Source organism: Reinekea sp. (assembly GCF_982785585.1).
The window spans coordinates 37,943-63,138 of sequence record NZ_CEYAVF010000008.1 but is presented as its reverse complement, the minus strand read 5'-3'; the positions used below and the strand labels follow the sequence as shown (position 1 = coordinate 63,138).

Genomic DNA, 25,196 nt, shown 5'->3' with positions numbered 1-25,196 from the left:
ATGGAACTCATTCTCACCGTAATGGCCGACGATCGGCCCGGTATTGCCGAACGTTTGGCGCGAGCAGTGGAACAGCACCAGGGCAATTGGCTGGAAAGCCGCATGGCCACGATGGCGGGTAAGTTTGCCGGCATCGTGCGCATTGAATTGCCCGACAGCCAGTTCGACGCGGCGCACCAGGCCTTAACTGGCTTGGCCGCAGAAGGCCTGATGGTGCAGCTTGAACGCGGTCACCAGGTCACCTCCGAGGCGACCGAACATCGCCTCGAGGTGGTCGGTAATGATCGACCCGGTATCGTACGGGAAGTCACCAATGTTTTGGCCAATCTGGGGGTCAATGTGATCGATCTGCAGACCGAAATCGAACCGGCCTCGATGAGCGGTGGGTCTTTGTTTCGGGCCAAGATTGAGTTTAGTTTGACCGCATCGCAGAATATGACCGGGGTGATCAGCGCGTTGGAAGCCCTTTCGCCAGATCTGATGGTCGATCTCTAACCGAGCCAGAGCCCCAACCGGCTTGTGCCGAGGCCCTAACGGCCTCGGCACACCACCCTAGCGCGCGCCAAACTGCAGCTCGGCCAACCGTTTATAGAGCGGTGAGGTCGCCACCAAGCTCGCGTGAGTGCCTTCAGCAACCACCTCCCCCTGATCCATCACAATGGTCCGATCGGCGCCCAACACCGTTGCCAGACGATGGGCAATAATCAGCGTGGTCCGATTTTCCATCAACACTTCCAAGGCCTTTTGCACCTGATGCTCGCTTTCGGCATCGAGCGCGCTGGTCGCTTCATCCAAGAGCAAGATATCCGGATCGTTGAGAATCGCCCGGGCGATCACCACGCGTTGTTTCTGGCCACCGCTGAGGCGGACGCCACTTTCACCCAAATCACTGTCGAAGCCGTGCGGCAGATCCATAATAAAGTCGTAGGCATGGGCACCCTTAGCCGCTGCGATCACATCCGCATCACTGGCATCTGGGCGGCCATAGCGGATGTTGTGCCAAACATTGTTGCTGAACAGCACCGGCTGCTGCGGCACCAGAGCCATAGGCCGGCGCAGAGCGTCGAGCTCGAGCAGGCGGATATCGGTGTCGCCGAGCTTAATAACACCCTGCTGCGGATCGTAGAAACGGAACAACATCTCAAACAACGTTGACTTACCCGCACCGCTCGGGCCGACCAACGCCACCGTTTCACCGCGTTTAACCTGGATATTAAGATTTTTCAAGGCCGGCTTATCGGGCCGACTCGGGTAGTTAAAGGTAACCCCCTCGAAGCTCAGATGGTCGATACTCTCGGCCTGGGCCTGGCTCGGCACGGCGGGGCTTTGAATTAAAGAGGTTTCCTGGAGCAACTCCATCAGTCGTTCGGTGGCGCCGGCCGCGCGCTGTATCTCACCATAGACTTCTGATACGCCGGCCACGCCGAAGGCGACCATCAGCGCATAGAAGACGAAGGCCGCCAATTCGCCGCCGGTCATTTTACCGGTCATCACATCGTAACCGCCGACCCAGACCATCGCCGCGATAGCGGTAAAGGCGAGCAGAATCACCAGACCCATCAAAATAGAGCGTTGTTTGATGCGTCGCTTGGCGACCTGGAATGCCAGATCCACCTCACCGGCAAAGGCCTTAATTTCAAAACGTTCGCGCGCATAGGACTGCACGGTTTTAATCTGACGGATAATCTCACCGGCATAGCTGCCGACATCGGCCACGCTGTCTTGACTCTCTCGACTCAACGAGCGCACCCGTCGGCCCATCCAGAGCGCCGGGACGATCACCGCAGGCACGCCGAGCAGGACCACGGCCGACAATTTCATATTGGTTACCAGCAACATAATAATGCCGCCGGAGACGGTCAACGCGTTGCGCAAGGCAAAGGACAGGCTGGAGCCGATAATCGACTGCAACAAAGTGGTGTCGGTGGTCAGCCGGGACATGATGTCGCCGCTTTGGTTTTCTTCAAAATAATTCGGATGCATGCGCACCAGATGACTGAACACGTCGTTGCGGATATCCGCCGCAATACGCTCGCCCAAAATGGTGACCAGATAAAAGCGGATAAAGGTGCCAATGGCCATGGCCACGACCAAGAGCATCACTAAGGACAGCATGGTATTGAGCGCTGAAATCGACTGGGACACGATACCCTGATCGATCACCAAACGAACCCCCTGGCCCAACGCCAGGGTGATCATCGAGGTCATAATAAGGGCCGCGCCGGCGCCGGCCATAATTTTCTTATAGCGGGTTAAATAGGGCCAAAGGGCAGCGAGAAAGCTGAGCGGTTTGCCGCTCGATGGGGGCTTTTTCTCAGCCTGGTTCGGTTCGTCTGATGGGGCGTGCGCTGCAACGTCTGACATGGCGTTTGATCCTATTTATAATCCGACGGAATATGAGGGCTGAACTGGCCATTCCAAGCTGTGGGCCACAATAGATGACTTCTGGCTGCCCAGCTTTCAGGTGCGCCTGAGTCGTATCGGCACAAAAACCATGACCCGGGTAGCCTCGGACGATACCGAAATCAACTGCCATCGCTAGCGCTCAGCCCACAAGACCGCCGCGTTCTGGCAGGCTTAGCTCATGACTGGCTAAACCCGACAACCAGGCCAACAACGGATAGGCGCACACCAGGCGATCGAATTCAGCCGCCGAGCCGGTCGTGTAGAGCCGAATCGGCGCGCCGACTTGCGGCCCTGCCAGGTCCTGTGGGTAACGGCGTTTCACCTCTAGGGCAATGGCGCCACTGGTGTCCACTATGGTCACCTGGGGGCCCACTAGGCGCGCGATGCGCTCTTTTACCAATGGATAGTGGGTGCAACCCAGAACGATCTGATCGACCCCCTGATCGATCAAGGGCTGACAGTAGCGCTGTAACAGCTGATCAAGGTCGGCGGACTGCTGTTCGATGGCATCGGCCAAACCGGCGCAGCCTTGGCTGAGGATGTCAATATCCGGTAACACGCGTTCCAATAAGCGCAGGTATCGGTCCGACGCCACCGTATTCGCGGTAGCTAGAATGCCGATACGCTGACTCAAAGACTGGATAGCCGCCGGTTTAATGCCCGGCTCGACGCCCACGATCGGTATGTCAAAGCTGGCCCGTAAGGCATCGATGGCCAAGGCAGTCGCGGTATTGCAGGCGACGACCACCAGCGTGCACCCCTGCGTCTGGAGCCATTGACTGATCAGCCGACTGCGCTCAATAACGCGTGCCTGGGTCAAGTCGCCATAGGGGGCGTGGGCCTGGTCGGCCAAGTAGAGAATAGGGCTATCGGGCAGCTGCGCCCGTATCTGGGACAACACGGTTAAGCCGCCGACGCCTGAATCGAAAACACCGATCATAGTTTATTAGGTCATGGTGAAAGCAGGAATGATAACAGGAAGTGATCGTTAGGGCGGGGCAAAATAATACCGCCGGGGGCTGGGTGGCTGTAACGCCCCAGTCCCGGGCGAGGCGGTCGTGAGACCGTGAGGAGGTGCTTAGAGCTGTGCAACGGCCAAACGTGGCTCAACAAAGGCCAGGCCTTGATCGTCGGCAACACTCTTGTAAGTCACTTGACCGCGACACACATTGAGACCATTGAGCAGATGCGCGTCGTCTAACATTGCCTGCTTGGCGCCCTTGTTGGCCAAGGCGAGCACGAACGGCAAGGTCGCATTGGTCAAGGCCATGGTCGAGGTGCGAGCCACGGCACCGGGCATGTTGGCGACGCAATAGTGCACCACGCCGTCGACCACGTAGGTCGGTTCGGCATGGGTTGTGGCTTTGGAGGTTTCGAAACAACCGCCCTGATCGATCGCCACATCGACCACCACCGCGCCTTTTTTCATCCGGCTAATCAGGTCTCGGGTCACCAGCTTCGGTGCGGCCGCACCGGGCACCAGTACCGCACCAATGACCAGATCGGCGCTCAACACATGGCGTTCCAGGCTGTCTTTGCTCGAGTAAACGGTTTTGATGCGGTTGCCATATTGCTTATCGAGTAACCGCAAGGTCTCCAGGCTTTTATCCAGGACCACTATATCGGCACCGGTGCCAACGGCCATGGCCACGGCATTCTGACCGACCACACCGGCACCGATCACGACCACGGTCGCCGGCTCAACACCCGGTACGCCGCCGAGCAACAGCCCCATGCCACCCTGGGCTTTCTCCAGTGAGTGCGCACCGGCCTGAATGGACATGCGGCCCGCAACTTCGGACATCGGTGCCAACAAGGGTAACTGACCCAAGGCATTGGTCACCGTCTCATAGGCGATGCAGACCGCGCCAGACTTTATCAGATCTTGAGTCTGCGCCGTATCGGGCGCCAAATGCAGGTAGGTAAAGAGCGTATGGTTCGGTGTCAGCAAGGCGCGTTCGGCGGCCAATGGCTCCTTTACCTTAACGATCATCTCCGCCCAGGCGAACAGATCCGCCGCACTGTCGATGATCTGAGCACCGGCCTCGCGATACTGCGCATCCGAAAAACCGATCGAGTCGCCGGCCATCGTCTGGATCGCCACTTGGTGACCGCGATGGCTTAACTCAACAACCGCCATCGGTGTCAGACCTACGCGATACTCATGGTTTTTAATTTCTTTAGGGACACCGATTTTCATAGCAAACTCCATATTAGGTCTTGTTTTTGGGTCGTTAAAAGCGCCTTGGCTTGGTTTGCAGTATAGGCTAGCGAGGCAAAAATAATCCTCTGTAATAGGGGCCAATAAAAGGTCAATACAAATTTAATAACCGATTTTTTAAGCTGCATCCATTAAAATATGAGCCAAATACAGCAAAATCCACTGTTAGATCGGACTTGCAGTCGAGCCCAATCGGATCGAAGGCCAGCAAAGCGGGGGGATAGGAATTTAATCGAGTAAACGAGACTCCAAATGGATCAGGCCACCTGGCCTGAGCGCTAGTCGGTGATATTGCGGACCGATTGACGCTCGATCAAGCGAGGAGTAAAGCGCAGTGGGTGTTCATTGATCTCAAAGCGGGGATCCAATTCGTGCAGCACCAGCTGGGCCGCTAAGGCGCCCATCTCATTGACTGGGTAACGAATGGTGCTCAGATGCGGCTTGATAATACGGGCTAGGATGACATCATCGAAGCCAACGATCGAAACCTGTTGCGGCACATGCCAGCCGGCGTCCTGCAGCATCATGACCGCTCCGGCGGCCATGGCGTCGTTATAGGCAAATAGCGCGGTAATGCCCAAGTCTCGTGCCATAACCTCAGACATGGCGTAGTTGCCGCCCTCCTCATCGGGGAAGGCCTTGACTATTTTGCGCTCATCCAACTCGATACCGGCTTCGCTCAGCGCGCGTTGATAGCCCGCGACCCGGCTTTGCCCGTCTTCGATGGCGATATTGGTGCCAACATAGGCAATGTTTTGGTGGCCATTGCGGATCAGATGTCGCGTGGCCAGATAGGCGCCGAACTCATTATCGAGGTAGACACTGCGTGCTTCATGACCTGGAATCAGCCGATTAACCAGGGTCACCGGCACGCCACGCTCGATCAGCTCGATGATTTCCGCATCCGGCAGGGCCTTGGAGTGAATCACCAGGCCATCACAGCGCCGTTCCTGCATAAAGCGAATCGCACTGCGCTCTTGATCGGCCTGATGGTATCCAGCGGTAACGATAACGTGCTTACCGGCGGCCATCACCACACGATGCACCCCGGCCATCAACTGGCCGAAAAAGGGTGAATCGATCTCGCCCACCAACAGACCAATACAGTCTGAACGGCTGTTTACCAGGGCCCGTGCCAAGGAGTTGGGTTGGTATTTCAGGTTGTCCATTGCGGCTAACACCGCTTGTCTTTTTTCAGGGATGACCGAAGCCGAATTATTGATAACCCGCGACACCGTAGACACCGATACCCCGGCAGCCCGCGCAACATCCTTTATGTTTACCACACCACATTCTCAACTTCTGAAACCGAAGGTCAAATATTGAACCCCTTTTGCGAATTAAACAAGATTCAAGCGTTTGAAAACGTTTTCAAATCCGTTAAACTCAATGCCATTAAATACTAGGACCCCCTGATGCCGACTGATTCATTTGATCCTGCTGAACACCCCCATAAGCGCCTCAATGTCCTGACCCAGGAATGGGTCCTGGTCTCGCCCCATCGGGCCAAGCGGCCTTGGCAAGGGCAAAATGAACTGGTCACCGCGCCGACCTTACCGAGCCACGATCCGCACTGTTACCTGTGCCCGGGCAATGTCCGCATTTCGGGTGAGCGTAACCCCGATTACGGCCACACCCTGGTGTTTGAAAACGACTTTGCCGCCTTGCAAAAGCACATTCCCGACAGCCCAGATAACACCGACCCGTTGTTTCAAGTCCAAGCTGAGCGCGGCGAAGCCCATGTCGTTTGCTTCAGTCCGGATCACAGTAAATCACTGCCAGAACTGGCGTTGGCCGATATCGAAAGGCTTATCGATACCTGGATCGAGCAGTTTAATGGCTTGCGCAGCCGTTACGAGTGGGTGCAAATCTTTGAAAACAAGGGCGCCATCATGGGCTGTTCTCAGCCTCACCCGCACGGTCAGATTTGGGCCAATTCCAGTGTGCCCACCCTACCGGCCAAGGAAAGCACAGAGCAACAGGCCTATTGGGCTGAGCACGAAAAGTCGTTGCTGCTCGATTACGCGCACAAAGAAAGCGCCGCCGGTGAACGCACCGTAGTGGAAAATGCCGACTGGATCGTCGTGGTGCCCTATTGGGCGGCCTGGCCATTCGAGACGCTCCTACTGGCCAAGCACCCGATCAGCCACTTCCATCAGCTCAGTGACGGTCAACGCGCCAGCTTAGCGGTGATCTTAAAAAAATTAACCGTGCGCTATGACAATCTCTTTGCCACCTCGTTCCCCTATTCCATGGGCTGGCACGGTGCACCGACGTCCCTACTGGACGACCCCGCCTGGCAGCTGCATGCCCATTTCTACCCGCCGCTCCTGCGCAGCGCCGCGGTGAAAAAATTCATGGTCGGTTACGAAATGCTGGCCGAACCGCAGCGCGATCTCACGCCCGAACAGGCGGCCTATCAGTTGCAACAGGCCGGTGATACCTATTACAAGGATGCCCAACAATGAGTGTGACCACAGCGAACCTGGTCGAACAAGCCTCCGAGGCCTTTTTGCGTCATTTTGACTACGCCCCGAGCCACGATTTTCGAGCCCCGGGCCGGGTCAATCTGATCGGCGAACACACCGATTACAATGACGGTTATGTCTTACCCGCCGCCATCGACTTCGGCACCGTGGTCGTCGCGGCCAAGCGCTCAGACAACCTAATCCGGGCCTGTGCCGTCAATTTCAATGAAGAAATCGTCACCCTAGCACTCGATTCACCCATGGTCAGTGTCGAGCCCTTCAACTGGTCGAACTACCTCCGTGCCGTTTGCCAGCAGCTGCAAAACCGAGGCTACAGGTTAGTCGGCATGGATATAGCTATCGTCGGTGACGTGCCCTATGGCGCCGGCCTGAGTTCTTCGGCTGCCCTGGAAATCGTCCTCATTCGCACTTTGCTGGCCCTGTCCGAAGCCGTCATCGATCCGACCGAGGCGGCGCTAGTCGGCCAACAGGCGGAAAATGAGTTTATCGGCGCGCAAACCGGCATCATGGATCAACTGATCAGTGCCCGGGGTGAGGTCGATCACGCCCTACTGATCGATTGCCGACAACTGACATCGACGCCAGTGCCCCTGGATCCTGACTTTAATATTCTGATCTTTCACTCCAATGTCCGGCGCGGTCTGGTCGACAGTGAATACAACACGCGCCGCCTGCAATGCCAGGCGGCCGCTAAGATCATGCAAATCAGCCATCTGCGCGATGCCGACCTGGCTCTATTGGACCGTTTTGCCGATCAAATGGACACCATCACTTACCGCCGGGCCCGCCATGTGATCAGCGAAAACGAACGCACCCTACTCGCCGCCAGCACTCTGGCCAACCGCGACTGGGCCAGCCTCGGCGAACTGATGCAAGCCTCGCACAACTCGATGCGCGACGACTTCGAAATCACCGTACCCGCCATCGACGGTCTGGTCGCGCTGATCCAAGAGCGGCTCAGCCCGGGCATGGGCGGCGTACGCATGACCGGGGGCGGATTCGGCGGCTGCGTGGTGGCGCTGGTGCATAAGAGTCAGACCGGGCAGATCATCGAACACGTTGCCGACCACTATCACGCAGCCTTTGGCCTGCATGAAACGGTCTATATATGCCAAGCGGTGGACGGCGCTTTTGTGGCACAATAGTGGATTACTTCACAACCTTGTGAGATTGACATGACCGCGGGTATTTCGGAAGTGGTTTTCGGCACGCTCGCCGATGGCCGCGTGATCAAACAATACCGGCTGCGCAATAAGGCCGGCGCGGAGGCGACCTTCACCAACTTAGGCGCGGCCTGGATCGGCTTTACCTGGGCCGACGACGAGCCCAGCCTGGTGCTCGGCTGCGACACCCTTGCCGCGCTGATCGCTCAGCGGGCCTACCTAGGCTGTACGCTGGGCCGCTTTGCCAATCGTATTGGTCAGGGCCGCTTTGCCTTGTCCGGGGGCACCGTGCAGCTGGATATCAACCTGCCCCCGCACCATATCCATGGCGGCGAGCAGGGCTTTTCCGAGCAACTCTGGGACAGCCAGATCAGCCTGACGGACGCAACCCTGCCGACCCTGACCTTTAGCCATCATTCCGCCCATGGCAGCGCCGGTTATCCGGGCAATGTCGACGTCCAGGTGCGCATCACCCTGACCGAGGACAATCGGGTCTGTTTCCAATACAGCGCCCAAACCGACCGTCCGACCATTCTCAATCTGAGCAATCATGCCTACTTCAATCTTAATGGCCGCCTGGCAGGGTCCTTGGCGGCGCATGAGTTTCAGATCCATGCGCCGCAATTTCTCGAGTCCGATGCGCAGGCCTTGCCGACCGGCGAGATCGTCGACGTGGCCGACACGGTGCTCGATCTGCAACAGTGGCGTGCCATTCAGGCCGATTTAACCCCTCTGCTGGATGCCCGCCTGCGCCGCGCCGGAGGCTACGACCACTGTTTCTGTTTTGCCGACGATCAGCAGCTGAAACCCCTGGCGGCGGCACGATCGAGTCAAACGGGGCGCACCCTAACCTGCTCATCTACCCTGCCCGGCCTGCAATTTTACAGCGGCAATTTCCTCGGCGGCACGGCCTTCGATCAGGACCGCCACTATCAACCGCACGGCGCCTTTTGTTTCGAACCGGGTTACTGGCCCGATGCACCCAATCACGCGCACTTTCCAGACTGCTCCTTCGACCAACATCAGGATTATTACGCTATCATAGAGTATGCCTTTACCTAATCTGACGGTGGCTCTGAATCATGAAGACTCTAACAACCCTAATACTGGCTGGCCTCTGTCTCGCCAGCCCATATAGCCTGGCCGCTGGTGAGCGCGGCCGCGAAGTGGCGCTGGCCAGCTATGATCGCCTCGGGCTGATCGCGGCCACCGGCTTCCCGCTGCAGATTGACTTTCTCACGGCCCAAGGCTGGCAGACCTATGGTGAGTTGGAGTTGGGTTTTGGCTTGGGCGATACGCTAGCACTGGGTGTCGATGTCTCAGCAGGGCTTTTATTTGGCTTGGCTCAAGGCCTCAGCGGCTACGCCAGCCTGGGTCCGGCGCTGAGCCTTGGTGCCGACCCCCGGTTTGGTTTGGGTGTGGAAATCGGCCTTAATATCGACGTCAACCAACGCGCCCTCTTTATCGAAGCAGGCCGCCATCCGGCGGCCACTTATCTCGCCGTGGGCATACGTTTCTGATCACAGAGCGGGCGTCGATTGTGCGCCGGCGCTAGTGACTCTGGTTAAGGTTCTTCATCAGCAAGCCGAAAGGCTGCGCGGCGGCAGCCCACTCGGCGGGCACGCTAATTTTCACCTTATATCCGGCCCCCGGCACCACGGTCATATCGCGCGCAGTGGCCAGGTTGGTCACCTGCTTCAGCGCGAAGGTGTGATTGCCCGCGGGGGTCATCAGCTCGAGTGAATCGTCCACGGCAAAGTTATTTTTCACCTCAAGAAAAAGCTCTTCACCCTGGCGCTCATAGACTTCGGCGACAAACTGTTGCTGCACGCCCACCGAATGGCCCTGCTCGTAGTTTTGCGCTTCATCGTGCACATGGCGGCGATAAAAGCCTTCGGTGTATCCGCGGCTGGCCAGATTATCGAGCTGGTTCATTAACCTCTTATCGAAGGGCTTGCCGGCCACGGCGTCATCGATCGCTTGTCGATAGGCCTGAGCCGTGCGCGCAACATAATAGTGGCTCTTGGTGCGGCCCTCGATTTTAAGGCTGTGCACCCCCATCTGGGTCAGCTGTGCAACATGTTGGATCGCGCGCAGGTCTTTGGAATTCAGAATATAGGAGCCGTGTTCATCCTCGAAGGCCGGCATCAACTCACCGGGTCGGGTGTGCTCTTCCAACAAAAAGATGTTGTCCGTCGGCGCACCCACGCCCAGGGTCGGACGATCCGTGACAATCTTGTCGGCCGACGGGGTCCAAATGTCCGGATCCACCGGCACAAAGCCTCCGCTATCGTCTTCCTTAGCTGCATGATTGTTGTACTGCCAACGACAGCTGTTAGTACAGACCCCCTGATTGGCATCGCGCTTACTCAGGTAACCGCTCAGCAAACAGCGCCCGGAGTAGGCAATGCAGAGCGCACCGTGGACAAAGGTCTCCAGCTCCAGGTCGGGACACTGCTGGCGAAATTCGCCGATTTCGGCCAATGACAGTTCACGCGAGAGGATGATCCGGGCAATGCCTTGGCGCTGCCAGAACTGTGCGGCGGCATAGTTGACCACATTGGCCTGGACCGAGAGATGAATGACCTGATCGGGAAAGCGATCGCGCACCAGCATGATCAGGCCCGGATCGGACAGAATCAGGGCATCGGGTTGCATCGCGATAACCGGTTCGATATCGCGCAAATAGGTTTTCAGCTTGGCGTTGTGCGGTGCGATATTGTTGGCCACATAGAAGCGTTTACCTAGAGCGTGGGCCTCGGCAATGCCGATGCTTAGGTTGGCCAGGCTAAAGTCGTTGTTGCGCACGCGCAGGGCATAGCGCGGTTGCCCGGCATAGACGGCATCGGCGCCGTAGGCGAAGGCATAGCGCATATTGCGCAGTGTGCCGGCCGGCGATAAGAGCTCCGGCCGAGCCTTCACTGGCTGCTCTCCGGTGTCTCCTGAGCCTTGTTGCGGGCCAGGTCGAGGCGACGTTGGTCGGCCCGGAAGCTATTTTTATCGCGCCGTCGGGCGCCGATATTGTCACGCGCATCGCTGCCGATATGATGCTCGCCACGGCTCTCGGCCAACTGCATCTGACGCTGGCGCTCGGCGAACCGCGCCTTCTGTTGCGCCGAGACCGAACCGTAGCAGTGATGGCAGCTGAGTCCGTTTTGATAATGGGCATGTTGCCGCTCCTGACTTGAGAGCGGCTTGCGGCAGGCGTAACAGAGTTCGAAATCGCCCACTTCCAGACCATGGCCAACCGATACCCGATTATCAAAGACAAAGCATTGACCGGCCCATAGCGACTCCTGCGCGTCGACCTCTTCAAGGTACTTAAGGATCCCGCCTTGCAAATGGTAGACCTCGTCAAATCCCTGGGCCTTCAGATAGGCGGTCGATTTTTCACAGCGAATACCACCGGTACAAAACATGGCCACTTTTTTGTGCTTGGCCGGATCCAGCTCTTGTTTAACATAGGCGGGGAATTCACGGAAGGAGTCGGTCTTGGGATTGACCGCGCCATCGAATGAGCCAATCTGGTATTCGTAGTCGTTGCGGGTGTCGACCACCAACACCTCCGGATCGGCGATCAGGGCGTTCCAATCTTTGGCCTGAACATAGGTGCCGGCAATCTTTTGTGGATCGATATTATCGACGCCCATGGTGACGATTTCGTTTTTAATCTTCACCTTGGTGCGGTAAAAGGGTTGTTCCTGATGGAAGGATTCCTTGGTGCGGATAGCGGCGAAGGCCGGTTGCGCTTGGAACCAGGCGTACAGTGCATCGATCGAGGCGCGGGCGCCGGAGACGGTGCCGTTAATACCCTCTGTGGCCAAAATCAGCGTACCGCGGATCTGATGGGCTTCAAGAAAGGCTAAGAGCGGCTCGCGCAGGCTCTCGGGTTGGTCCAGATGGACGAAATGGTAGAGCGCACTGACTACAAATTTATTCATCGTTACCTCAGCAAACTGCATCGTAAATGCAGGGCTACCGATCGGAACACCCGATCGGATCAATTCAGAGCGCGGATTTTACCAGATGATCAAGTCACTGCAATGGCTGATTTAGCCCGCGGCCGAGCGCGCGCCACCGCATGCTCAGAGCTTGGCCGGCAGAGCCTTAATAAAGTTGAGGATATCGGCGCTGACCCGCTCGGTGCTGTCGGGGCGCACGATCGCGCCGGTGAGCACATGATTGTTGTCCCCCGCCATCGGCGCTGGGCAGATGCGATGCTTGATCGGTGACCCCCACCGGCGCATCAGCGCATCGGTGTGGCGAGCCTTGACCACCTGATCGAAATCGGAATAGATAAACAGCGTCGGCACCTCGATCTGCTCCACCGGTGAGTCACGCACCGCCTTCACCAGAGCCGCGACCTGATGCAGGGCGAGGGTCGGATAGCGGTAGGTCCAGTACTTTTTACCGCCCTCATTGGTCGGCTCCCAGCCGTACTCGCGACCGGCCACTAAGAACACCCAGTGCTGCGCCCAAGGCCATAGAAACAACGGAATAGCCCAATGTTTGGGTTGGAAGTTCGGTGATATCATCACCAGCGCCGCCAGATGAGGCATAACCGAGGACTGCTGCGCCAACCAGGTCGCCAGGGTTGCACCGGTCGAGGTAGCGATAACGATCACCCGTTCACCGAGCTGATGCGCCACCTGCCAGGCCTCCATCAGATCGAACAGCCAATCGTTGGCCTTGGCCCGGCCTAAGGCCGCACCAGCGGGACTATCGATACCGTGCCCGGTCAAACGCAGACCATAATAGTTAGCGTGCAGAGCTTGGGCGACCTGTTCCGGCACGGGGCTGATTTCTTGCCGAGACGCCGAGAAACCGTGAATATAGAGCACACAGAGCGCGGTGCGTTTTGGGCGTGATTCGGCCGAGAAGATAATCTTTTTTTCAGCGCCGTCGATGATCTGCTCGATCGCCGCCTCGTGTTGGATCAGGGTCGTGCGTAACGCCTTTAGATCGGCACTGGTCAGCTGCGCGGGTGGCTTCGGACTTTGGATCCGACTCTTGTGGGGCTGCCAAAACAAGCGGACCGACGTCCGCGGACCGAGTAAAAACAGCCCCACCAGGGCACCGACTAGAATCCATATCAACACGAGCATTCCCCCTCTCTGCAAATGACCCCAAGGGTCCCTATAAATTTTAGCGGGTTGGCGGATGTATGCCATCCCATCGGTCTGTCTGCGGACCTTTATCCGCCCTGAATGAGCCCTGGATGAGCCGGAAAGCATAGCAGAGCGACCGAGTAGATGCATCGCCCACACAAATGGCTCAGATAGACTAGACTCAAGAGGATTTAACCTCTGTGCCCTCTCCGGCGCGGACATTCACGCGCCCGGCAGGCACAACGCGGCGCACCCCGACAATTAAGTGTCACTTTGGAGTAGCCCATGGCAGTCAAGAAAAAGTATCTTAAATCCAAGCCGATCTGCAAATGCACCTTTAGCCTACCCAAGGCCGCGGCCCCCAATGCGGACCGGGTCACCCTGGTGGGCGACTTCAATAACTGGGCCGAAACGACGCTGGAATTGAAGCAACTGAAGTCCGGCGAATTTCGGGTCGACCTGGATTTGCCGATCGGCCAACAATACCAATATCGTTATCTGATCGACGGCACCTGCTGGGCTAATGATTGGGCCGCCGATGACTATGTACGCGTGCCGGAATACGGCACCGACAATTCGGTGCTCAGTCTCTAGCGTGCGGCCGACTTCGCATTTGCAATCGCTTTTGCAATTGCATTCGCATTCGCACCAATATGAAGCATTATCGCCTTTGACGCACCCATTGAAGGCGCCTTAGAGCACGCCGCCAAGGCCATTGCACCCTTGGGTCGCCCATTAGCCGCCCCGACCGCGCGGCTGCACCACGAATACGCACAAACCCCACCATTTTGAACCATTCGGCACAGATTTCGCATAGTCTCTAAACAGAAACCCCTTTTTAAACAAAAACAGCACCACCAAGGTGCGTAACCTGCTCGCAGAGAGGCTCTTTTGGACATACTAAACAGTGCAGTCGAAAACCTGGTCAATGGTACCAACACCCTATTTATCTTGCTTGGCGCCATTATGGTGCTCTTTATGCACGCCGGCTTTGCCTTCTTAGAGGTCGGTACCGTCCGGCATAAGAATCAGGTCAATGCCCTGGTAAAGATCATCACCGACTTCGGCATTTCAACCATCGCCTACTTTTTTATCGGTTACTGGGTGGCCTACGGTTCGAGCTTTTTTTCCAGCGCCAGCGAGTTGACCGCGAACAACGGCTACGATCTGGTTAAGTTTTTCTTTCTGCTCACCTTTGCAGCGGCCATTCCGGCCATCGTATCGGGCGGCATTGCGGAACGCGCGCGCTTCAACCCCTTCTTGGTGGCCTCGTTCTTTATTGTTGCGCTGGTCTATCCCTTCTTTGAAGGCCTGATCTGGAACGGCAACTTCGGTTATCAAGCTTGGTTGGCCGATACCTTTGGCGCACCCTTCCACGACTTTGCCGGCTCCATTGTGGTGCACGCGGTCGGCGGTTGGATTGCCTTTGCCGCCATCTATGTGCTCGGCTCACGCTATGGCCGCTTTCGTAATGGTCGCCTAGTCGCCTTTGCGCCCTCGAACATTCCTTTTTTAGCGCTCGGCGCCTGGATCCTCACGGTGGGTTGGTTTGGCTTTAACGTGATGTCGGCGCAGACGATCGAGGCGATTTCAGGTCTGGTCGCGGTGAACAGCTTGATGGCCATGGTCGGGGGCACTTTGTTGGCCCTGGTGGTCGGTAAAAACGATCCGGGCTTTATTCACAACGGGCCCTTAGCGGGTCTGGTGGCGGTCTGTGCCGGCTCCGATCTGATGCATCCGATCGGCGCATTGATCACCGGCGCCATTGCCGGCGGACTCTTTGTCTATATCTTCACCTGGGCGCAGAACAACCTGACAAAGTTCGATGATGTGCTCGGTGTCTGGCCCCTGCACGGCTTGTGTGGCCTATGGGGTGGCATAGCCGCCGGTATCTTCGGTCTGGAGAGCTTGGGTGGTTTGGGCGGCGTTAGCTTTATGGCGCAACTGATCGGTTCCTTAGCCGGCATTGCCGTGGCACTGATTGGCGGCTTTATCGTCTACGGCCTGGTCAATAAGATATCGCCGCTGCGCTTGTCTCAGGAAGAAGAATATAACGGGGCCGATCTGTCGATCCACAAGATCGGTGCGACCTCGATGGACGATTAGGCCCACGCCTGATTGCCCGCCGCGCACGCCACCTTCGGCGGCGTGGCTGGCCTAACAATGGGTCTAGCAGCGGAACTCCTGAACGGAGAGCGCGACAGGCGTCCCGCCACTGGGGCAATCATCATTGGCGTTAGTCGTTCGAACCGTTCATGGCATCAAATTGCTGGGTCAGGAAGTCAGAGACGTTATTGAGTCGACTGATCAGCTTATCGTTGAACAGAAACTGTGATCGTAAACGAGCTTCATAGACGGACACCCGCTCATCGACGGCGGTACGTGCAACAACTATTTCTGCTTGGTCCTCTACCAGTTTGGCTTCCTTAACCGTGAGCAAGCCCTTACTCAATAGGATACTGTTAAACAGATCGTCCAATTTTGACATCGCGCCCTGCACATAGGTCACCGTTCCGCGCTCACCCGTGCGCGTGCCACCGATACTTAACATTAGGCCTGCGGCTGCATCCAGACTCCCGGCAACATCGTTACCGGAAACGCCGGTCGTACTGGTCGTAAGGCCAAAGATATTAATGCCTCCGGTGGTAATGTCACTCACCTTTGCGGTGGAACTGGCGCCGGTACTGGTTGAAAAAATACCAAAGGTGTTGGTCGTCTCATCATACTGTACGTCAACGCCTCGACTTGCGGCAGACAACAGGGTGTCGGCATTAATCTGAGTTTTCAGTTCCGCGGCCAGGGCGTCGCCAGTGGCATAGGCGCCGCTAGTCAGGGTGATGGTTCCCGACTCGGTGCCGTCTATCAACACCTTCAGCGTATTATTTGTGCCATCGATCACTTCCGCTACCGAGAAATCGGCTGCGAGGCCGCCGAGTATATAACCATTTGTCGCCGCGGCATTGCCGTTGGCGGCGGTCAGGTACTGCCCTACCCCCGTTGCGGTGAGGCCATTGATAGAGCCTTCAACATCCTGACCTGTGTTCGTTTCAGTCCCGCTTTGATTGACAGCAGACAAGCCCAGTTGAACGGTTGAGGCGAGCGAGAGATTCGACAGGGTCACGTCTGTGCTGTTGTCGAAGGCAATAATAAAACTGCCCTTGCCGGTAGCGTCCTGGACAAAGGTTACGGTGCTAAGCGAGTCAAAACCGCTATACGTGCCTTTGTCGAGGCCAAAGCTGTCTAAACCATTGATAATTTGCGCCCCGGCCGTGATGCCCAGATAGGTCGCCGCGTTGGTATCGGCCGAGCTAATCTGGATCGACGCGTCCGCACCAAAGGTGGTTTCGGTCGGCAGGCCGTTTTTACTGACCGTCTCGAAATACACCTGGTTTGAGGTGTTCAGCCGTGCGACCACATCGCCCGCGGCAAATTCGCCACCGCCCCCGGCTGCGGTGAGCGCGGTGTCGAGCGCTTCTTGGATCATGGCCAGATTGCTGACGCCATTATTGGTGCCGGTCGTGCCATCGCCATTAATCGTCATAGCGATGGCAATGCCGTCGACCAACAGGCTCACAGTTGCCGGGTTCGAGCTGAAGTCTTTACCGGTCGATAAAGCGACGCCGTCAATGGGAGTGCCGGCGGCGGTGCTCGAACCGATGCCATCGCTGGTAATTGCCAAACTTTGCCCAGAACCGGTGGCGGCCGTCGTCAGAACCAGGCCGTTACTGTCCAAGCTGGCGGTCACCAGCCCATTCAAGGAGGTTCCACCGGAACCGGTAGTGCTGTCGATACCAGCCTGAATGGCCTGCAAATTGGTTAGGCTGGTATCGGCACTGTCTACGGTGACGAGATAGTCTTCACCATTCAAGGTAAAGCCAAACTGCGCCTCATCGGAGCTAAAGTCGATGGCGGCGGCCAGGCTGCGGGAACCCTTTTCAGTAGCCGCGCCCTGGGCACCTGCTGCTATATTGGCGTCGGCGTTAATTTTAGCCTGGATGGCGGTGGCCAGATCGGCGCCGGTTTGATAGGTCGCATCGGGAATAACAATGCTCGACGCTGCGGTCACACTGCCTTGCCGATTGCTATAGGCCAAGTCAAAGCTGGCACCGGCGATGGCCACACCTGATGTGCCCACGCCATCGGCGATACCCAAATAATTGAGGTTGGTTACACTGCTGGCGGAGATGGTCAAGGTCTCGCTGCCGCTGGCGGGGCTGGTGCGCATCACCAGGCGATCACTGCTGTTAAATTCAGCTGTCACTAAACCAGGACTGAAGGCGTTGTTCAGTTGCCCTTGAATATAGGTTAGGACGTCGCTGCGGTCTCGCTCGGTCACTACATTGCCACTGGTGTCATAGACATCGGACCAATCTTGATTGAGAGTGATGGCTTTCGCCGTGTTATCGAAGCCACTGCCGGTGCCGGTCAGGGTTATGGTAAAGCTGGCCGGATTGCTGGCAAAGTTAACCCCCTGCGCGGCGGTCAGCGTCTGAGTGCCGGGTGACGAACTGGCACCAAAGCCAATATCATTGAGGTTACTGAATGAGCTGCCGGTATATTCACCACTGCCGGCACTGGTAAAGCCAAGCGTGTTGGCGACCAGTGGATCACCAGCGCCCATGGAGACTTCAGAACTTGCGCCATACTTGCTCGAGACGATATTGAATCGGTCCTCGGCATCATCAAAACTGACCGTGACGTTCTGGCTGGTAAAGGCCTGATTGATTGAGGTCTGCAACATCAGTCCTAGGTCGTCGCCACTGCTATAGGCGCCCTGGGTCAAGGTGACGGTTTTGGTGGTGCCATCCACGGTCATGGCAAACTGATCGTTGACATCGGATATCTGGACATCGCTTGCAAAGGCCAAAGCGGAGCTGGTCAGGCCCGTAAAGCTGCCCTGAGTCGCCACCTGATCAATCTCTACCGCATAGGTGCCCGGCTGGGTATTAGTGCCCACGATAACAACGCTCACTTGGGCATCGCTGGTCTGCGTATCGGTGGCCAACAGGCCGGTGACGCTTTGGGCGTCTGCTTTCATAGCCGCTTCGAACACAGTTCGATCGAAGGTGAGATTATAATTATCATTTTGGTCAGTCGTGATGCCTAAATCGAGCAGCGTTGAGTAGCTCGATCCGGTGACTCCAGAAACGATATCGCTAACGCCACTGCGCAGTTGGGTATGTACAGTCCGCAGCACATTGTCGCCCAAAAGAATTCCGCCCAGGTTGTCGGCCGAATTATACTGGGTCAACTGATCATAAATGTCTTTGTATTCGTTATATTTGGTAACAAAATCGTCCAACTTATCGCCGATTTCCGCAGTATCTCGAGCAACCGTTAGGGTCAGCGCCGTGGTGTTGGTTTCGGTTAAGTTGATGGTGACACCCTTAACCACTTGGTTCAGGCTATTTGTGGCGCTTGTGACAGGCAAGCCATTAATCTGAATTAGCGCATCTTTTCCATCTTGGGTTTGCGTCATATTCGAACTGGAATTCTGCGCGCTGTTATAGGCCAAGGCCTGCAACCCGGCGTCGCCGACAGCGGTGATTTCCATCGATGTGGCGGCACCGGTCGACTCACTGGTCGTTAGTAAGCGATATCCGGTACCGTCGAAGACGACTGATGCGGACACACCAAAATTGCCATTATTGATGGCATCGCGCACACCGCCGAGTGAGTTGTTGGCCGAGCTGATGGTTAACACGCCTGGGTCGATACTGGCATCCTGGCTAAAGCTTTGATAGTTACCCGATGCATCATAGCTGGTGGTGCCAAATTTAAAGGTCAGGGTACCGGTACCTAGGGTATCGTCCACTGAGCTGTATTGATTGCTGGCCAAAGAATGGGCTTGGGCCACCGCATCGACTTTGATGCGATAGGTGCCAGGCTGGGCACCACTGGCAGTTGTAGCGGTCAAGACCGATTCCTGAGATGAGCTGGCGGTATTGCTCTGAATGGTCGTGGCTTTGGCGAGACTGCTGATACTAGTTTGCAGGCCGTCCATTACCGTACGCACTTCCGCAAAAGCGGAAATTTTCGCCTCGACCCGTGCCGATTTTGAATCCAAGCGGAGATCGCTAACCGCTCTATCTGCCGCCACCAACTGGTCCACCAACTCAGACGTCAACAGGCCAGAGCCTACACCGAGAGATTGTATACCTGCCATCTTGTCACCTATGCCCAATCAATCACTAAACAATGCAATAACCAAACCAAGACTTAAGCGGATATGCATAGGTTCTCACGCTCAACCCTGTATCGGCGGCTTTGTTGAAAACTTTAGTTTAGGGGCCTAAAAAGCGCGTGCGGGGTCGTGGCATCGATAGCCCGACCAGCGCGATAGGTATCGTCACGGTCGCCATGTGCATGGCCACCGCCGAGGCTCGCCCTCCAGACAGCGCACCTCGGGGAATCGGTTTTGTCACAGGCAAAAAAAAACCCACCAAGATGGGTTTTTTAACAGGACCTAAGACGGCTAGACTTGCGCGCTAAACAGCAGCAACGGTTCGTCTTGATTCAATCGTTGGGCCAACGTTAAGGCTTCTTCATTTGGGAATTGACGGATCAATTCTTCAGAGACCTTGTCGTACACGCGCACCACCGTTTGACCGGAATCGTCGTCTACCTGAAACTCAAGGGTTCGTTCCGCACCCTGAACATAACTATTGAGTTGCGCGACAGCCTTGATCACTTCGTCCTTTTGGACCTGGGCTTTCTGGTCGCTTGACTTGTCAGCCTGGCCGTCTTTGGCTTTCTTGGCCTGCTGCATGTCAGCCTGGCGGACATCGGTTAACACCGCATCTCTGGGTGTGTTGCTCTTGACTTCTACTTTCTGGCTCGGCGCGATATTCTTCGCTGTCTGCATGGATTGTAGGTTAATTTCATTCATAAAAACCTCGAAACTCTAATCGATTACCCCACCATTAGAAGAATAATGGGGGCTAGCATCCGGCTGGGCCGCCTCGCGGCGGGCGTCACCGGACCTACCTATTAACCGAGCAGCGATAACACTTGCTGTGGTCGTTGATTCGCTTGGGCAAGGATTGAGATACCCGCCTGCTGCAATACTTGGGTACGAGACAACTCGGCGGTTTCGGTTGCGAAATCCGCATCCCGAATTTGCGAGTTAGCCGCCGACAGGTTTTCAGAGTTCACCTGCAGGTTTGTGCTCGTCGACTCAAATCGGTTTTGCATGGCACCGAGTTCGGACCGTTGAGCAGAGATGCTATCCAGGGCATTGTCGAGCGCTGTTATCGCAGCCTGGGCGCCTTCAAAGGTTGAAATATCAACATCCTTCAAGAACGTACCATCGCTTCCGTTGCCGTATATCCCGACGGTCATTCCTAGGGCAGCAACTTCATCAGCACCGTTTGAGCCTGCAGAAATAGTAATAGCCGATGCGGAAGCTAGTTTAACCCCGGAGTATGTAGTCTCATAGAAATAAGCTTCGGCCGTACCGTTAAGTGCAACGGCACCTGTAGTAATCGCATAGTCGGTAAAGTTACCTTCGCCGATGCCGTCCACTGCCATGTCCAATCCCATAAGCGCCCCAATGCTTGAACCTTTCTGAAGGGTGGTACTAACGGCTGGGTTTTGGGTATTAGGGTTGTTTATCGCTAACGATATATTCCGGCCATCTGCTGCCGTCAAACTAAGAGACGTGCCATTGTCAGTCGCCGTCACACCGGTTTGCCCTGAAGCACCGTTGATCATAGTCAAAGCATCTAATCTGGCTTTGTCAGTGTCGACAGCTGTTGTGCCATCATCCTGCAGTGTTACCGTTCCCAAGCTGACACCGTTAAGGAACAAGCCAGCAGTATCATTGACTGCGTATACAGTTGCGTCGACATTCGTCCCATCGCCACCATGGAGAACTGTTGGCTGCGCAGTCGCTGTTACGCCCGTGGCATCGCTGGCCAAATTAATTGCTGCGGCGACTGCAATCCCGCTACGCTCTTTTGAAGAAGAGATAATGCTGGTTCCAGTAGACGTAGTGGTTGCGCTGGCGTTGTCTGTGCTTGGTATCGCAGCACCAATCGACACACCGTTTATTTCAAGGTCACCAGCATCAAGGCCATTTACAGTTCCGCCTGTTGTAGTCATCACCGGACCGACTGCAAGCAAATCCGCGCCGGCGGCGATATCTGTTAGAGAGACAGTAAGATCAACACCATTGGTGGATTCCCAAGCCAAATCGCCAGATATCACTTGTGCGACGTTGGTAGCCCCCGCGACTGCAATATTGGTGGTGGCTATGTCATAAGTTGTACCTATGGCGTCAGAAACCATTGAAAACTCAGTGTTACTATAGTTTCTAATATTCATATCAATTAGACCGGTTACCGCATTAAATGAGGCATTTATCTCCAAGCCCGAACCACCATCGGCAATAGCATTAAATTTTTGGGCGAGCTCTGCGTTTCCATCCCCGGCCTCAAGGGTGGCTATTACGGTAGCACCGCCAGCGGTGAATCCTATCGTGCCGCCGACAGCCCCTGAAACATGATCGTATGTATAATTTACATCTTCCCATGCGCTTACCGCCGCACCACTTGCCGCTAATGCAGTGGCAATAACTCCAAGCGGACTGCCTGCTGTATTTTGGGCATAGAAACTAGTGGTACCTTGGACAACTGTCATGTCCACTGCACCAGCAATGTCAAGGGTGGTGGTCGCCCCAATAGTATTAATAGAAGAGCCATCTAGACCCATTAATGTGCCACTAGTTGATTCAAATTCGCTATCTGACACTGAACTTGCCATAGCTCTTGCATAGGTTCCTGCAACTAAACCACTATTTTCAATATTGCCCTGTCCAGTGCCGTTGCCACCGCCGACAACCATTTCCTTTGTATCGCCATCGGCAATAAGCGTGAAGCCGCCCTCAACGGTATTGCTAAACAGAGTAGCGGTCGTGGCGTCCACCACCTGACCGCCCATCAGGCCCGTCGCCGAGGCAAAGTTAGCATTAGTTAAGTTGGCACCAGCAGCACCAGTGTCGAATGACAGAGTTATATTCCGACCGTCCGAAGCGGTCAGCTCGATACCATCAGCGTCGCTACCAGTATTAATTGCAGTCACTCCGGTTTGTGTCGAGACATTATTGATTGTATCCGTAATCGACGCTCGGGTTGCGGCCGTGTCTAATGACGTAGTGGCATTAAGACTAACTCCGTTGAGCAAGAAAGTAGTGACACCACCAGCCAAACCCACCATTTCGCTACCAGTCGAGACATTGTTACTGGTCTCTGCCCTAACACCTGTTTCATCAGACTTGGCATTTATAGCAGCTGCTTTTGCAATTGCCGATCTATCACCATCTTGAAAGGATGCCGGATCGTCGCCACTTTTTGACCCGCTTATAGCAACACCATTAATGGTCAAGTCTCCATTCGCCAGAGCGGCATCAGTGCCGATAGAACTGACACCAGACTGAGCGCTGGCGCCCAACCGATCAATAGTTAACTCTGCAATTTCGATTCCAACAGTGTTACCGGCGTTAGACCCAATCTGGAAAGTACCGTCAAATGAGCCATCTAACAGGTTACGACCGTTGAAGTTGGTTTCTTCAGAGGTCCGCTTTACTTCCAACATCAACTGGGCAACTTCAGCCTGCAGTGCCACCCGGTCCGAATCAGAGTTGGTGGAGTTAGACGATTGGACCGCCAATTCGCGCATACGCTGTAAATTTTCGGTCATGGTGCCGAGTGCACCTTCCGCAGTTTGGGTTAAAGACACACCGTCGCCCGCGTTGCGGATGGCAACATTTAAGCCCTTGATCTGCGATTCGAATTTGGTGGAAATCGCCAGACCGGCGGCATCGTCCTTTGCAGCGTTGATGCGCAGGCCGGATGACAAACGTTCCAGGGCGGTAGAGTTCGCGTTCTGAGACGAGTTCAGGTGACGTTGCGCCGTTAGCGATGCGATGTTGCTGTTAATAATTTGTGGCATTTTAAATCTCCTTCGCTTTTCCCCCTACCGCCCTATTGCGATCTGGTTTAGCGATGTTTCTCATTCATGTCTTATGTAACGGCGGGCCAGTGATATTCTTTTATATCAATATAGACTAAAGAATTTTTTTTTGGTTATAAGAAGGAATGAGTCCTACTGATACTGGGCACGAATGGGGTGGCTTGGTGGGACGAGGCGAGATCCATAAGCTGAGGTGGCAGATCTGCCAAATGGGTTGAAAAAAGAATACACTGGAACAAAACCGTCTAGGACCAACCTGTGCTGTCATTAAAACAACTCGATTCCCTGTTCGATACACTCTGGCTGTTGCCCAACCAATTGCCCAACGCCTTAGCCCAATGGCAGAGCTTGCTTACCACCCATCTGGCCGATAGCTCTGAACGATCGGCACAAGAAGAGCAGGCATTGGCGCAGATGATGGCCAAGTGGCAAAGCTCTCTGCAGCAAAACAAACACTTGTTTGAGGCTCACCAGCAGGATTTAGTTGCACAACTCAAGCAGGGCGACCCCAGTTTTTTGCAGTCGGCTCAAGTCAAAAAATTCAAAGACCAGGCCAACTAAAGGCTAGCATTAACGGATAAAGTCGAACAAACTCATCTTAGTGACGGTGGCAAAGGTCTGCTGTGCCGCCTTGAGAATAAACTCTTCCATCTGCAAACGACTCACGGCCTCTGCATAGTCGAGATCACCAATGCTCGAGCGAATATCTTGGGCCGCCAGCTTGTTGTCGGCATGTTGATTGGCAATATTGTCGGTGGTATTAATCCGAGCACCAATACGTGTACGTACTTGAGACACATTTTCTAATGCCGCGTCGAGATTTTCCAGACTGTTAAAGATGGCTTCATCGTAAACTGCCGTGAATTCCGATGCGGTGCTAAAATTCTCCAAGGCGTAGGCCAGTTTCTCCACCGTGACCAATAGGCCCTGCTTCTCGGAGGTGTCGACCAAAAACTTGTCGCCCGGTGCTGGGTTGCCACTGATACTCACGTTCATCCCGGCGAAGGTGATCGAGTCGCCACTCTTATAGGCGCGTTGCTCGATCCCTTCTATGACGCGCCCGTCGGATTTATTGCGCACCGTGATGTTCGGTCCCGGCGGCACCATATCGAGTTCATTGCCGAAGGTGATCACGGCATTTTCCGGGAAAAAATCCGTCAACTGCGCTTGATTAACGGTGATACCTTGGGAAATCACGCCCGGCGGCTGGCCAGTATTTTGGCTGTTTCCATAACTGTAAAAGGACGGTACATTGGCGGGAATGTCGAGAAAAGCGTCCTTGCCGGTGTCACTGGCCGCTACCGTAGAATTGCGACTGACCTGGACATAGCGCACGCCCTCGTCGCCTTGGTAGAGGTAGCCACCGCCGGGATTTTGAACAAAACTCTGCTTATCACCGGCGAATCCAGAGAACAGATACTCGCCACTGCCATCCTTACTGTTGGTAAGATTAAAAAGCTCCTGCACGCGCGAATTGACTTCTTGGGCGATGGCGATCCGATCCGAATCGGAATAGAGGGCGGCGTTACCGGCCTGAACGGTTAACTCTCGAATGCGCTGAATTGAGGACGTTACGCCAGCCAAGACACCTTCCTCTTGCTCTAATCGAGCCGTGACCAGAGTGATATTGCGCTCATATTGGCTCACCAAAGCGATTTCCTGGTCGAGTTGCATGACTCGGGCCGCACCAACTGGGTCGTCGGACGGCGACAAGATGCCCTGGCCGGAACTTATCTGTTCCTGCGTACGATTGAGACTGCTTTGCAGTCGCATCATGTCGTTTACCGGGCGGTTGAATACCCAATAACTTGAAATTCGATCGGCCATGCTAGTTTCT

General features: G+C 55.5%; 19 protein-coding genes. 8 read left to right on the top strand and 11 right to left on the bottom strand.

Features of this window, described 5'->3' with window-relative positions; translation table 11 throughout:
- Positions 1-495: a glycine cleavage system transcriptional repressor gene (locus AC4FIC_RS05365; RefSeq protein WP_100257515.1), complete on the top strand. Its 495-nt coding sequence runs from the start codon at positions 1-3 to the stop codon at positions 493-495.
- Positions 496-552: 57 nt separating this feature from the next.
- Here the strand turns inward: AC4FIC_RS05365 and AC4FIC_RS05360 are convergent, their stop codons facing one another.
- From AC4FIC_RS05360 to AC4FIC_RS05345, 4 genes are all read right to left on the bottom strand, one after another.
- Positions 553-2,364, bottom strand: a complete 1,812-nt coding sequence (locus AC4FIC_RS05360; RefSeq protein ID WP_100257516.1) for an ABC transporter transmembrane domain-containing protein — start codon at positions 2,362-2,364, stop codon at positions 553-555.
- Between the two features lie 181 nt (positions 2,365-2,545).
- Positions 2,546-3,346 (bottom strand): glutamate racemase, encoded by an 801-nt coding sequence (gene murI, locus AC4FIC_RS05355; protein WP_273285937.1) that lies wholly within the window; start codon positions 3,344-3,346, stop codon positions 2,546-2,548.
- A gap of 138 nt (positions 3,347-3,484) precedes the next feature.
- Positions 3,485-4,606 carry an alanine dehydrogenase gene (ald, locus tag AC4FIC_RS05350; RefSeq protein WP_100257518.1) on the bottom strand — a complete coding sequence of 374 codons (1,122 nt, stop codon included), beginning with the start codon at positions 4,604-4,606 and terminating at the stop codon, positions 3,485-3,487.
- Between the two features lie 299 nt (positions 4,607-4,905).
- On the bottom strand, positions 4,906-5,913 hold the full coding sequence (locus AC4FIC_RS05345; protein ID WP_273285935.1) for a LacI family DNA-binding transcriptional regulator: 1,008 nt from the start codon (positions 5,911-5,913) through the stop codon (positions 4,906-4,908).
- A 129-nt stretch (positions 5,914-6,042) separates the two neighbouring features.
- On the opposite strand from AC4FIC_RS05345, the gene AC4FIC_RS05340 reads away from it, so the two are divergent.
- From AC4FIC_RS05340 to AC4FIC_RS05325, 4 genes are read left to right on the top strand one after another with little or no spacing between them, the layout of a single operon-like run.
- Positions 6,043-7,095, top strand: a complete 1,053-nt coding sequence (locus AC4FIC_RS05340; protein WP_100257520.1) for a UDP-glucose--hexose-1-phosphate uridylyltransferase — start codon at positions 6,043-6,045, stop codon at positions 7,093-7,095.
- Positions 7,092-8,261 (top strand): galactokinase, encoded by a 1,170-nt coding sequence (gene galK, locus AC4FIC_RS05335; protein WP_100257521.1) that lies wholly within the window; start codon positions 7,092-7,094, stop codon positions 8,259-8,261. Before AC4FIC_RS05340 ends, galK begins: the two co-directional genes overlap by 4 nt.
- A 30-nt stretch (positions 8,262-8,291) precedes the next feature.
- Positions 8,292-9,341 (top strand): aldose epimerase family protein, encoded by a 1,050-nt coding sequence (locus AC4FIC_RS05330; RefSeq protein ID WP_100257522.1) that lies wholly within the window; start codon positions 8,292-8,294, stop codon positions 9,339-9,341.
- Between the two features lie 20 nt (positions 9,342-9,361).
- On the top strand, positions 9,362-9,799 hold the full coding sequence (locus AC4FIC_RS05325) for a hypothetical protein (RefSeq protein ID WP_100257523.1): 438 nt from the start codon (positions 9,362-9,364) through the stop codon (positions 9,797-9,799).
- A gap of 31 nt (positions 9,800-9,830) precedes the next feature.
- Here AC4FIC_RS05325 and trhP read toward each other — a convergent pair whose 3' ends face one another.
- From trhP to AC4FIC_RS05310, 3 genes are all read right to left on the bottom strand, one after another.
- Positions 9,831-11,153 (bottom strand): prephenate-dependent tRNA uridine(34) hydroxylase TrhP, encoded by a 1,323-nt coding sequence (gene trhP, locus AC4FIC_RS05320; protein WP_405124673.1) that lies wholly within the window; start codon positions 11,151-11,153, stop codon positions 9,831-9,833.
- 44 nt (positions 11,154-11,197) lie between these two features.
- Complete coding sequence (trhO, locus tag AC4FIC_RS05315; RefSeq protein ID WP_100258755.1) at positions 11,198-12,220, bottom strand: oxygen-dependent tRNA uridine(34) hydroxylase TrhO; 1,023 nt, start codon at positions 12,218-12,220, stop codon at positions 11,198-11,200.
- Between the two features lie 144 nt (positions 12,221-12,364).
- Entirely contained in the window at positions 12,365-13,384 is a 1,020-nt protein-coding gene (locus AC4FIC_RS05310) for an alpha/beta hydrolase (RefSeq protein ID WP_158524358.1), read from the bottom strand.
- A 288-nt stretch (positions 13,385-13,672) separates the two neighbouring features.
- Here AC4FIC_RS05310 and AC4FIC_RS05305 point away from each other — a divergent pair, with 288 nt between their 5' ends.
- Positions 13,673-13,981: an isoamylase early set domain-containing protein gene (locus AC4FIC_RS05305; RefSeq protein WP_100257526.1), complete on the top strand. Its 309-nt coding sequence runs from the start codon at positions 13,673-13,675 to the stop codon at positions 13,979-13,981.
- 297 nt (positions 13,982-14,278) lie between these two features.
- Complete coding sequence (locus tag AC4FIC_RS05300) at positions 14,279-15,493, top strand: ammonium transporter (protein WP_100257527.1); 1,215 nt, start codon at positions 14,279-14,281, stop codon at positions 15,491-15,493.
- Between the two features lie 130 nt (positions 15,494-15,623).
- Here the strand turns inward: AC4FIC_RS05300 and fliD are convergent, their stop codons facing one another.
- The 3 genes from fliD to AC4FIC_RS05285 all read right to left on the bottom strand — a co-directional run bounded on the left by fliD (position 15,624) and on the right by AC4FIC_RS05285 (position 23,338).
- The gene (gene fliD, locus AC4FIC_RS05295; RefSeq protein ID WP_100257528.1) at positions 15,624-19,553 is read right to left on the bottom strand and encodes a flagellar filament capping protein FliD; all 3,930 of its coding nucleotides are present in this window, start codon (positions 19,551-19,553) and stop codon (positions 15,624-15,626) included.
- Positions 19,554-19,862: 309 nt separating this feature from the next.
- Complete coding sequence (locus tag AC4FIC_RS05290; RefSeq protein WP_100257529.1) at positions 19,863-20,276, bottom strand: flagellar protein FlaG; 414 nt, start codon at positions 20,274-20,276, stop codon at positions 19,863-19,865.
- A gap of 101 nt (positions 20,277-20,377) precedes the next feature.
- Positions 20,378-23,338 carry a flagellin N-terminal helical domain-containing protein gene (locus AC4FIC_RS05285; RefSeq protein ID WP_100257530.1) on the bottom strand — a complete coding sequence of 987 codons (2,961 nt, stop codon included), beginning with the start codon at positions 23,336-23,338 and terminating at the stop codon, positions 20,378-20,380.
- Positions 23,339-23,617: 279 nt separating this feature from the next.
- Here AC4FIC_RS05285 and AC4FIC_RS05280 point away from each other — a divergent pair, with 279 nt between their 5' ends.
- Positions 23,618-23,920, top strand: coding sequence for a hypothetical protein (locus tag AC4FIC_RS05280; RefSeq protein ID WP_100257531.1), 303 nt, complete (start codon positions 23,618-23,620; stop codon positions 23,918-23,920).
- A gap of 9 nt (positions 23,921-23,929) precedes the next feature.
- Here AC4FIC_RS05280 and flgL read toward each other — a convergent pair whose 3' ends face one another.
- Positions 23,930-25,186: a flagellar hook-associated protein FlgL gene (flgL, locus tag AC4FIC_RS05275; protein ID WP_100257532.1), complete on the bottom strand. Its 1,257-nt coding sequence runs from the start codon at positions 25,184-25,186 to the stop codon at positions 23,930-23,932.
- Between the last annotated feature and the right edge of the window lie 10 nt (positions 25,187-25,196).